The sequence below is a fragment of the Pseudomonas corni genome, from assembly GCF_057128765.1.
The window spans coordinates 120,070-131,483 of sequence record NZ_JBSKHW010000005.1; the positions used below are offsets into that span (position 1 = coordinate 120,070).

General features: G+C 59.6%; 9 protein-coding genes. 5 read left to right on the plus strand and 4 right to left on the minus strand.

Translation table 11 applies throughout. The features are described from left to right. Nucleotides 1–112 precede the first annotated feature (112 nt). Both ssuD and ACWKV9_RS10765 read left to right on the plus strand, forming a co-directional pair. Nucleotides 113–1,249 (plus strand): FMNH2-dependent alkanesulfonate monooxygenase, encoded by a 1,137-nt coding sequence (gene ssuD / locus ACWKV9_RS10760; protein WP_483836096.1) that lies wholly within the window; start codon nucleotides 113–115, stop codon nucleotides 1,247–1,249. A 156-nt stretch (nucleotides 1,250–1,405) separates the two neighbouring features. Beyond that, on the plus strand, nucleotides 1,406–2,506 hold the full coding sequence (locus tag ACWKV9_RS10765) for a sigma-54 interaction domain-containing protein (RefSeq protein ID WP_483836097.1): 1,101 nt from the start codon (nucleotides 1,406–1,408) through the stop codon (nucleotides 2,504–2,506). A 259-nt stretch (nucleotides 2,507–2,765) separates the two neighbouring features. On the opposite strand, the gene ACWKV9_RS10770 is transcribed toward ACWKV9_RS10765, so the two are convergent. Next, nucleotides 2,766–3,101: an antibiotic biosynthesis monooxygenase gene (locus ACWKV9_RS10770; protein WP_483836098.1), complete on the minus strand. Its 336-nt coding sequence runs from the start codon at nucleotides 3,099–3,101 to the stop codon at nucleotides 2,766–2,768. Nucleotides 3,102–3,293: 192 nt separating this feature from the next. On the opposite strand from ACWKV9_RS10770, the gene soxR reads away from it, so the two are divergent. After that, nucleotides 3,294–3,755, plus strand: a complete 462-nt coding sequence (gene soxR, locus ACWKV9_RS10775) for a redox-sensitive transcriptional activator SoxR (RefSeq protein WP_483836099.1) — start codon at nucleotides 3,294–3,296, stop codon at nucleotides 3,753–3,755. Nucleotides 3,756–3,757: 2 nt separating this feature from the next. Here the strand turns inward: soxR and ACWKV9_RS10780 are convergent, their stop codons facing one another. From ACWKV9_RS10780 to rlmM, 3 genes are all read right to left on the minus strand, one after another. Continuing rightward, a complete protein-coding gene (locus ACWKV9_RS10780; RefSeq protein ID WP_483836100.1) occupies nucleotides 3,758–5,170 on the minus strand; it encodes an FAD/NAD(P)-binding protein in 1,413 nt (470 codons plus the stop codon). 352 nt (nucleotides 5,171–5,522) lie between these two features. Beyond that, nucleotides 5,523–6,086: a helix-turn-helix domain-containing protein gene (locus ACWKV9_RS10785; RefSeq protein ID WP_483836101.1), complete on the minus strand. Its 564-nt coding sequence runs from the start codon at nucleotides 6,084–6,086 to the stop codon at nucleotides 5,523–5,525. A 141-nt stretch (nucleotides 6,087–6,227) separates the two neighbouring features. Beyond that, entirely contained in the window at nucleotides 6,228–7,295 is a 1,068-nt protein-coding gene (rlmM, locus tag ACWKV9_RS10790; RefSeq protein WP_483836102.1) for a 23S rRNA (cytidine(2498)-2'-O)-methyltransferase RlmM, read from the minus strand. A 234-nt stretch (nucleotides 7,296–7,529) separates the two neighbouring features. On the opposite strand from rlmM, the gene acnA reads away from it, so the two are divergent. Both acnA and ACWKV9_RS10800 read left to right on the plus strand, forming a co-directional pair. Beyond that, nucleotides 7,530–10,271 (plus strand): aconitate hydratase AcnA, encoded by a 2,742-nt coding sequence (acnA, locus tag ACWKV9_RS10795; RefSeq protein ID WP_483836103.1) that lies wholly within the window; start codon nucleotides 7,530–7,532, stop codon nucleotides 10,269–10,271. A gap of 258 nt (nucleotides 10,272–10,529) precedes the next feature. Further along, complete coding sequence (locus tag ACWKV9_RS10800) at nucleotides 10,530–11,321, plus strand: lysostaphin resistance A-like protein (RefSeq protein ID WP_483836104.1); 792 nt, start codon at nucleotides 10,530–10,532, stop codon at nucleotides 11,319–11,321. Nucleotides 11,322–11,414 lie beyond the last annotated feature (93 nt).

Sequence of the window (11,414 nt, forward strand, 5' to 3'; positions counted from 1 at the left end):
ATATCTCTAAACGATCTAAAAATATGGGATTCAGTTCTTTTACGGAATAAAACTCACCCTCTATAAATAGCGCACCTAAGCAAAGCCACCGATTCTGCTCGAAGGATGTCTCATGGATGTTTTCTGGTTTCTACCGACCCACGGCGACGGCCATTTTCTGGGTACCACCAAGGGCGCGCGCCCGGTCACGCTCAACTACCTGAAACAAGTAGCCCAGGCTGCCGACAGTCTTGGCTACCACGGCGTATTGATCCCGACCGGGCGGTCCTGTGAGGACTCGTGGGTGATTGCGTCGGCATTGGTGCCGCTGACTGAACGCCTGCGTTATCTGGTGGCGATTCGTCCGGGGATCATTTCTCCGACAGTCTCGGCTCGCATGGCCGCCACGCTGGATCGCCTGTCGGGTGGACGCTTGCTGATCAACGTCGTGACCGGGGGCGATCCTGACGAAAACCGTGGCGATGGCAGCTTTCTCGATCACAGCGAACGCTACGAAGTCACGGATGAATTCCTGCAGATCTGGCGTCGCGTGCTGCAAGGCGAGGCCGTGGATTTCGAAGGCAAACACCTGCGCGTACAGAACGCCAAGGCACTGTATCCACCGATCCAGAAGCCTTATCCGCCGCTGTATTTCGGCGGTTCCTCCGAGGCGGCCCACGAACTGGCTGCCGATCAGGTTGACGTCTATCTGACCTGGGGCGAACCACCTGCCGCTGTGGCAGAAAAGCTGGCGGACATCCGCGAGCGCGCCGCACGCAACGGCCGCACTGTGAAGTTCGGGATTCGTTTGCACGTGATCGTGCGGGAGACCAGCGAAGAAGCCTGGAAAGCCGCGAGCACACTGATCGAGCACATCAGCGACGAAACCATCGCTGCGGCACAAAAATCCTTCGCCCGTTTCGATTCAGAAGGCCAGCGCCGCATGGCCGCGCTGCACGACGGTCGCCGCGACAACCTGGAAATCGCGCCAAACCTGTGGGCCGGTGTTGGCTTGGTACGCGGCGGTGCGGGCACGGCGTTGGTGGGTAATCCCGAAGAAGTGGCCGCACGCATCAAGGAATACGCAGATCTGGGCATAGAGAGCTTTATTTTCTCGGGCTACCCGCATTTGGAAGAAGCCTATCGCTTCGCTGAATTGGTGTTCCCGCTGCTGCCCGAGCCGTATCGCAGCCTGGCAGGCGGAGGCCTCACCAACCTGACCGGCCCTTTCGGCGAGATGATCGCCAACGATTTACCGCCGCAGAAGTAAAAATCAGACAACGGTGACTCACTGTAGGAGCGCGCTTGCCCGCGAAAGCGTTATGTCAGCCGCCGTATGTTTTGCTGACACACCCTATCGCGGGCAAGCGCGCTCCTACAAAGGACCGCGTTCAATCTGACTGGCCTCTATTCAAAAGTGATCCCAATGCAGCTACTGACCCTACCGCCATCGCCCGCGCTGGCGACTTCGATTCGCGCCACGGCGCAGGTGTTTGAAGACCCGAAATCACAAGCGCTACTGGCCCATGTGCAGCAGGTCGCGCCCAGCGAAGCCAGCGTTCTGATCATCGGCGAAACCGGGACCGGCAAAGAGTTGATCGCGCGGCACATCCACAACCTCAGCGCCCGTCGTCATCGTCCGTTCGTGGCGGTCAACTGCGGCGCGTTTTCTGAATCTCTGGTGGAAGCCGAGCTGTTCGGCCATGAAAAAGGCGCGTTCACCGGCGCACTGGCCGCCAAAGCTGGCTGGTTCGAAGAGGCCAACGGCGGCACGTTGTTTCTCGACGAGATCGGCGATCTGCCCATGGCGATTCAGGTCAAGCTGCTGCGCGTGTTGCAAGAGCGCGAAGTGGTGCGGCTTGGATCGCGCAAAAGTACGCCTATCGATGTCCGGGTGCTGGCCGCCACCAACGTGCAACTGGAGCGCGCGATCAACGCCGGGCATTTCCGGGAAGATCTTTTTTACCGGCTGAATGTGGTTAATCTGCAACTGCACACGTTGCGTGAACGTCCGGGCGACATCATGCCGCTGACCCGGCACTTCATCGACGTCTACAGCCAGCGCATGGGTTACGGCCCGATTCGCATAAGCCCGGAAGCCGAACACAAGCTCAAGACGTACAGCTGGCCCGGCAACATCCGTGAGCTGGAAAACGTCATTCACCACACCCTGTTGATTTGCCGTGACGGGGTGATTCAGCGTGACGATCTGCGCTTGTCCAACCTGCGCATCGAGCGTCAGGACGAAGTCGCCCAAGTCGACGATTCCACCCAGGCCTTGCTTGAGCGTGCGTTTCAGAAGCTGTTCGAAGAACAGGCCGGCGCGCTGCATGAGAAGGTCGAAGACGCACTACTGCGCGCGGCCTACCGTTTCAGTCACTACAACCAGGTACACACGGCGGGCCTGCTGGGTCTGAGCCGTAACGTCACCCGCGCGCGTCTGATCAAGATCGGTGAACTGGCCGTCAACAAACGCAGGCCCGGCGAGCATTTGCAGGGCGATCGCATGGTGCAGTTGTCGGTTTGAGGCGCTGCGGCAACCGCGATTGCTTTTGATTCTGGCGCAAGGCCGTAGGAGCCTTGTTTGCAGGCGATCTGCCGGGCATCGGGACCAGTCGATACATCTTTACCGCCTGATGCACCGCTTTCACGAACAGGTGCGCTCCCACAATGGATTAGAGGCGCTGCGGGCTTTCGACCTGACTCAAAACCTGTGGGAGCGGACCTGTCCGCGAAGAGGTCGATGCAGACCTGAAGACGTGGATGGCCCGACACCGAATTGCAAGCTACCGACGCCCAACCGTCTGGCTCATCAACTGATACGCATTGAACGTCAGCGCCGTGGCCCGGTGCTGGCGGATCAAGGTCCAGAAATCCTGCTCCCCTTGCTCGGCATTCTCGAACGCCCGCTCGCAGTCCTCCTTTGAATCCCAGAGCACATGGCTGAGCACCCGCTGCTGATCTTCACTGACCTGCACACTGGCGCTGATAAAACCGGGATAGGTCCGAGTGAAGCGCTCGGTTCGGTCAATCAACGCCATGACCAGGCCGGACTGGTGACGCGCATCCACCACAAACTCAACGAACTGACTGAAAGGACGATTACGGTCTGGCGACGTCATGAACGTTCTCCACTGATGGACTTCTCGGGCAAAAGAACCGCGCAAAAGCATGCTGTCTTGCGCATTGTCGCGAACTACGTTTCTTGCGTTGCATCATGAATAACGCACTCAGTTGCGATCAGGTGCTGCGCAGGGTAAAACCTCCACCTAACTAGAGGTCAAGCCTCAATCGTCAAAGGACGGAGTCACTACATGGGCAAGACCGATTCAGCTCATACACTGCGAGAACTGACCGTCGGCCAATTAGCCGCGCGCAGCGGTGTGGCAATCACTGCGCTGCGCTTCTATGAAGCCCGAGGCTTGATCAGCAGCCAGCGCAACAGCGGCAATCAGCGGCGTTATAAGCGCGATGTTCTGCGCCGTGTAGCCCTGATCAAAACCGCGCAAAAGCTGGGCATCCCTTTGGCAAGCATTCAGACCGCCTTTGAAACCCTGCCCCAGGACCGCACGCCCGGCGTGGAGGACTGGAACAGGCTGTCACAACGATGGAAAGCTGATCTGGATGAGCGGATCAACCGCTTGACCGCTCTGCGCGATCAGCTCTCGGGCTGCATTGGTTGTGGCTGCCTGTCGATGGACGCCTGCCCACTGCGCAATAACGGCGATGCATTGGGCGAGGACGGCGCCGGTCCGCGCTTGCTCGACCAGGACTGAGGTTAGACGCTGACCAAGGTGGCCGCCAGCAGCTTGGCCTGCAGCGCCACATCGGTGACGGCCGTGCTCTCCCACCACATGCCGCGCAGTGGTGGGCCCATGGCGAACAAGCGTTGGGAGACCACGCCGTTCGCATCCAGCACAGCACCGCTTGGGTCGGCGGCAATCCCCAGCGCCAAGGGGCCGGGCTGAATCAGTCCTCGCGCCAATAACTGCCGGGGCAAAGCCCGATCCACGCGGCGCCAGTCATATTGAATGCCAGTGGAATTGATTAATGCAGCGCCGTCGATCAGGGTCGGCTCGTTTTCACCACGGCGGCGCACACGGATGCGCACCTGAGCAGGTGAGGCATGCTCGACGCCAATTAGGGAAGCTGCATGAATCCTCAAGCGCCCCTCATCCACCAACCTCTCCAGCAGCTTGCCGCTGGGCGGCGGCGAACGGTGGTGATGACTCTCCCACCATGGCCGTACATGCCGTACGAACTGGCGACGCTGCAGGTCAGTCGCCTGACTCCACAGCCTGGGAATATGCACTCGGACGGTATCCAGCGGTGCCTGCCAGTCAATGCCCTGAGCAATGGCTTGCGCGCATTGCGCCCGCAACGCACGTACCAGTTGCCGGGTGCTGCGCAGACTGTGGTCCTCACCCAGAAAGTCCGGCCAGGCAGGCGGTTGACGGCGCACGTGGGGCAACAGGCCGTGGCGAGAAAACACATCGATTGGCCCGCGGTGCCCGGCTTCTTCAAGAGAAACCACCGCATCGACCATGGTCAGGCCAGAGCCGATGATCAGCACTCGCCCCTGGGGATCGAGATGGCGCATGGCCTCGACGTCCCAAGGATCGACAGCAGCCGCGTTGAGTTCATTGGAGTCCCGTTGCGGGGTGCGGGCGGCAGCGAACATACCAGTGGCGAGCACTGCCTGGGCGCCATGTAACAGCGTGCCATTGGCGAGGGTGATCGACACACCCCGATCGTCTGTAACCAGGTCCACCACTTCACCGCGCACGTGCTCTACGGTCGAGCCCTTCACAGCGGCCGCCCTCTGAGCCTCAGCCAGACGCTGCTGCACGTACAAGCCGAAAATGCCGCGCGGGGGAAACAGTTCAGGGATCGGGACGTGCTGTTCGTCGGACTCGGGCCAGCCGCCTTTGGCGATGAAGTCGGTCAACCATTGAGTCAGGTCATCTGCATTGTCGGGGTCGACGCCCATGCGCGCGGCATTGCCGTTGAGCGTGTGGCCCAGTTCAGTGGCGCTATAGGCCTCGCCGCGTCCAAGCTCGCTGCGCGACTCGATGATGAGGATCCGGCGGCCCCTTGGCAAACGGAGCAGTTGCACGGCCAGCATCGTGCCGCTCAGGCCACCGCCGACGATCAGAATGTCAGCGGCGGGTCGATTGTTTTCAGCAGTCATTGGGTATCGCCTTGGGTGCTGTCTGGAATGTGGCGCGGCTGTTTGAGTATGGTGAGCGCGGCTCGGGTTTCAAACAAGACGTTAGTACGGCCGCTTCGGTACGAAGGATGCGTTCCTTACCGCAGTGCACGGCGCGTGCCGGAATTTGTGCATTTTTGATGAGGATTCGAGGCGCAGTGGGCCGGAAAAATCCGCAAAGTGTTGATTGGGTGTTACTGGATAAACAATTGCGCATCTCTGTAGGAGCGAATTTGTTCGCGAGCCTGCCCCAGGCCTGAAATTGCTTGTCGCCTGACGCAATTCCTCGCGAATAAATTCGCTCCTACAGGTCAGGGATTGCCGGCAACGGCGGTTAAATCACGACATTCCTGACAAAACGCAGCGCAGCGTCCCCTTCGTTGCTGAAGGTATGGGGCTGATTACTGGCAAACATGAAAAACTCGCCCGCCGCGACATGGCGAATCTGATCAGAAAGCTTCACGGTCAGGCAGCCTTCGATCACGAACACCTGCTCGCTCCAGCCGTCAGGATCTGCTTCGGAAACGTAGGAATCGCCTGGCGCGAGGCTGAACTCCCACAGCTCTACTTCACGCCGGGCGCTGGCTTTGGCCAATAAAACTGCCTTGCTGTCAGCCAGTTCACCAACCCACGCGACCTCGTTGATGCGACTGAAATCACGCTCATCCGGGGCCTGGATCAAATCGCTGAACGCCACGCCCAACGCTTCGGCCACGCGGTCAAGGGTCGCGAGGCTGACGTTGGTCTCCCCCGCTTCAATCGCCACCAACATCCGCCGACTGACGCCTGACTTTTGCGCCAGCGCGGTTTGACTGAACCCCGCAGCGTGCCGCAACCGTCGCACGTTCAGGCTTACGTGCTGCAAAACGGGGGGGCGATGGGGTTTTTCTGTTTGCACGCGTTGCACCTGTGAATCTAAGCCAATGGAGGCGCAAGACCGGCCAAACGCGATCCTGTAGGAGCCAACTTGTTGGCGAGAGGCTTCTGCGCCGTGAAAACCCTCTCGCGAACAAGTTCGCTCCTACAGAACCGCGATGCTTTATGCCTTACGCTTGATATCCAGCCGCCGCAAATGGCAGGTCACTTCTTCGCGGTCGTGGTACAGCTGTTTGCAGCCAATGGCGACCTTGATGCCCCGCGCCTTGAAGCCTTCTTCGATGCGGTCCAGCAAACGTCGCACTTCGGCATAACGCTGTTTCATCGGCAGTTTGAGGTTGACCACCGCTTCCCGACACAATCCTTCGCCCAGCCAGGTTTCCAGCAACGCGGCATTGCGCGCAGGCTTCTCGACGATATCGCAGACCATCCAGTCCACCGGCTGACGCGGCTTGTAGGTGAAACCATCAGCCATCAAGTGCTGCACCAAGCCCGTATCCATCAGGCTTTCAGCCATCGGGCCGTTATCGATGGCGGTGACCAGCATCCCGCGCCGCACCAGTTGATAGGTCCAGCCGCCGGGCGCTGCGCCCAGATCGACACCGGTCATTTCCCCCGATAGCCGCTCATCCCACTGATCGCGAGGGATGAAATGATGCCAAGCCTCCTCCAGCTTCAAGGTCGAACGGCTCGGCGCTTCTCGGGGAAATTTCAAGCGGGGAATGCCCATGGGCCACATCGCCGAATTATCGGCATCAGCCAGCCCGAGAAACACTTCACGGCCACTTTTGAAGGTCAGCAACAAGCGCGGCAGTTTGGGGTTGTCCACCAGCTTGCCCGCTTGTGTCAGGGCCTTGCGCAGCGGCGCTTCGAACTTGCGGCAGAAGGTCGAAAGCTCCTTGCCGTCGTTGGTGTCGACCACCTCTAGCCACAGGCTGCCACAGGTAGCGAAGTTTGCCATGTGGGCAAGAATCACGCTGATACGGTCGGTTTCCGGCAGATCCAGGAAAACACCCCGCGCCCACTGCCGAGGGAAAATCAGGTCGGTGAAACGCACGCTGTTCATCAAGCGCTCGGCGCCGTCTTCTTCGGTGCAGACAAACTCGGCGAAGGCCGCGCTGGTCTTGGCCTTGGCGTACCCGGAGACGTCCAGACGCGCGGCGTGCTCGCTGATTTCCGAACAGACTTCGCTTTCAAAGCCAGGTCGGCAATGCATAAACAGGGTGTTCATTGGAGCTCCTCTGCGCGCGCCAGACGGCTGTCTGGGGCGACCTATACTTGAGGATAAACCTCAGCGACACAAAAGCGGCGCATGATAGCCCAATCAGGAACCACTGGCGCGGCTCGCAGGTCCAGTACTACATAAGCCGCCGACCAGAGCGTTCGTGTACATAGCTTCACCTTTGTTTTGGTTCCCCGATTCCCCCAAGGTCCGTGCCGTGCGGACTCGTCAAGGAGTTACTTCATGCCCTCCCTCGATAGCCTGAAAAGCCTCAAGACCTTAGAAGTCAACAACAAGACCTACCATTACTACAGCTTGCCCGACGCCGCGAAATCCCTCGGCAATCTGGACAGGTTGCCGATGTCACTCAAAGTGCTACTGGAAAACCTGCTGCGCTGGGAAGACAACAAGACCGTCACCGCCGATGACCTTAAATCCATCGCCGCCTGGCTGACCGAACGCAAATCCGACCGCGAAATTCAATACCGCCCTGCCCGCGTGCTGATGCAGGACTTCACCGGTGTGCCGGCTGTTGTCGATCTGGCCGCCATGCGCGCCGCCGTGGCCAAGGCCGGGGGGGATCCGCAGCGCATCAATCCATTGTCACCGGTGGATCTGGTAATCGACCACTCGGTGATGGTCGACAAGTTCGGCGATGCCAACGCCTTTGGCGAAAACGTCGATATCGAAATGCAACGTAACGGTGAGCGCTACGCCTTCTTGCGTTGGGGACAAAGCGCGTTCGACAACTTCAGCGTGGTGCCGCCAGGCACGGGGATTTGCCACCAGGTGAACCTCGAATACCTGGGCCGCACCGTTTGGACCAAAGAAGAAGACGGCCGCACGTACGCCTTTCCGGACACTCTGGTCGGTACCGATTCCCACACCACCATGATCAACGGCCTCGGCGTATTGGGCTGGGGCGTCGGCGGAATTGAAGCGGAAGCCGCGATGCTCGGCCAGCCGGTGTCGATGCTGATCCCGGAAGTCATCGGCTTCAAATTGCTCGGCAAACTCAACGAGGGCATCACCGCGACTGACCTCGTGCTAACTGTCACCCAGATGCTTCGCAAGAAAGGCGTTGTGGGCAAATTCGTCGAATTCTATGGCGACGGCCTGGCGCAGCTGCCACTGGCTGACCGCGCCACTATCGGCAACATGGCCCCGGAATACGGCGCGACTTGCGGCTTCTTCCCGGTGGACGACGTGACACTGGATTACTTGCGTCTGTCCGGCCGCCCGGCTGAAACCGTGGCGTTGGTCGAAGCCTATTGCAAGGCGCAGGGCCTGTGGCGTCTGCCGGGGCAAGAGCCGGTGTTCACCGATGCGCTTGAGCTGGACATGAGCACGGTTGTTGCCAGTCTCGCCGGGCCAAAACGCCCGCAGGACCGGGTCGCGCTGCCGGATGTGGGCCAGGCCTTCGATGACTTCCTCGGCTTGCAACTCAAGCCCAGCAAACACGAAGAAGGCCGTCTGGAAAGCGAAGGCGGCGGCGGTGTAGCCGTTGGCAACGCCGCCCAGGTCGGTGAAGCGGAGTACGAATACGAAGGCGCGAAATATCGCCTGCGCAATGGTGCGGTAGTGATCGCCGCGATTACTTCCTGCACCAACACCTCAAACCCCAGCGTGATGATGGCAGCCGGTCTGCTGGCCAAAAAAGCGGTGGAGAAAGGCCTGCAGCGCAAGCCGTGGGTCAAGAGTTCGCTGGCTCCCGGTTCGAAAGTGGTCACCGATTACTACAACGCGGCGGGGCTGACCCAATACCTCGACGCCTTGGGGTTTGATCTGGTGGGCTACGGCTGCACCACTTGCATCGGCAACTCCGGTCCGCTGCGTGATCCCATCGAAAAAGCCATTCAACAGTCGGACCTGACCGTGGCTTCGGTATTGTCCGGCAACCGCAACTTCGAAGGCCGCGTACATCCGCTGGTTAAAACCAATTGGCTGGCGTCGCCGCCGCTGGTAGTGGCTTATGCGCTGGCAGGCACTGTGCGCACTGATCTGAGCAGCGAACCCTTGGGTGAAGGCAGCGACGGTCAGCCGGTATACCTGCGTGACATATGGCCCAGCAGTCAGGAAATCGCAGAAGCCGTGCAAAAGGTCGACACCGCGATGTTCCACAAGGAGTACGCCGAAGTCTTCGCCGGGGACGCTCAATGGCAGGCAATCGAAGTGCCCCAGGCCGCCACTTACGTCTGGCAGGAGGATTCGACCTACATTCAGCATCCACCGTTCTTCGATGACGTGGCCGGACCTTTGCCGGTCATCACTGATGTCAGCAACGCCCGGGTGCTGGCGATATTGGGCGACTCGGTGACCACTGACCACATCTCCCCCGCCGGCAACATCAAGGCCGACAGCCCGGCCGGGCGTTACCTGCGCAGCAAGGGCGTGGAGCCCAAGGACTTCAACTCCTATGGCTCACGTCGTGGCAACCACGAAGTGATGATGCGCGGCACCTTCGCCAACATCCGCATCCGCAACGAGATGCTGGGTAATGAAGAAGGCGGTTTCACCCTGCACGTGCCGACCGACGAAAAGCTGCCGATCTACGACGCGGCCATGCGTTATCAGCAGGAAGGCACGCCGCTGGTGGTGATTGCCGGTCAGGAATATGGCACCGGTTCGAGCCGCGACTGGGCGGCAAAAGGCACCAATTTGCTGGGGGTGAAGGCGGTGATCGCTGAAAGCTTTGAGCGCATCCACCGCTCGAATCTGGTGGGCATGGGCGTGTTGCCGTTGCAGTTCAAGAATGGCCAAAGCCGCAAAACCCTCGAACTGACAGGCAAGGAAACCCTGAACATCACCGGCCTGACCGGCGCGACCCTGCAACCGAGCATGACCCTGAAACTGCACATCACCCGCGAAGATGGAAAGTCCGAAGACGTTGAGGTGCTGTGCCGAATCGACACCCTGAACGAGGTGGAGTACTTCAAAGCAGGGGGGATTCTGCACTACGTGCTGCGCCAGCTCATTGCTTCCTGAAAGAGCATTTGATTTGGCGCAATCTCTGTAGGAGTGAGTTAGCTCGCGATTGCGGTTCCTCGGTGACTCCGTCGCTGACACCGTACTCGCGAGCCTGCTTACTAATATGGGGAGCGCAAGTCACATTCGGATACGCCCTACACCAACCCTCGAAATATCCACCTCGCTCTATCGGCCACTTTCATCCATGTCCGACAGGCATGTGAATCTTTTAAACGCTAGAATCCTCGCCCTATTTCGCTGTTGAAGGACGCTGCCATGTCGGCGTTGCGCTGGACGACGCTAGCCCTGCTCACATTGGGTTACGCCGTCGCATTCACCTATGGGCAACTCAGCCTGCCCGCTGCAGTAACGGTCGGTCTGTTGATCATGGCTGGCATCTGCGTCAGCCAATTCCGCCACTGGGCGATCAAAACCTTTGGACATCTGCTGTTCATCGCTTTGGCGATAGGCCTGGCCAGCCATTGGTTACCGGGGTTTTTAAACGCCCGGGCCATAGCGGCGGCCCACTTCAGCCCGGATGCCGCGCCGTTTTCGATGTACCTCAATCTCGACAAATCCCTGATCGGTTTCTGGGTGGCACTGGCCTGTCCGTGGGTGGTTTACCGAGTGGCCGTTGCCCGCACGGCTGTTGTAAGTGCCACGACCTTCATCATCACCACTGCGGTCTGCATGGCTACGGCTGCGACACTGGGAGTTCTCGGCTGGGCCCCTAAATGGCCGGAGCAAAGTGGAATCTGGATGTTCAACAACTTGCTGCTGGTCACCCTGACGGAAGAACTGTTGTTTCGGGGTTATATCCAAGGCGGCTTGAGCAGGGTTTTCAAACGCCTGCCTCACGGCGATGTGTGGACTATTGTGCTGGCGTCGACCGTCTTCGGTCTGGCGCACTTCGGCGCTGGATGGCAATGGGTGTTGTTGGCCGCAGTTGCAGGCGTCGGCTATGGCGTCGCGTACCGGTTGGGCGGTTTGACGGCGGCGGTTTTGACTCATTTCGGGCTCAATCTGGTGCACTTTTCTCTGTTCACCTACCCGATGTTCAATCGCTGAACCCTGGTTCAGAGCGCAGCGGTTTGTTGATGCAGTTCACATAACGCTCAATTTTTCAGCGGGCTGGCCGATATCCCGTCAAAGCCTTCCTGG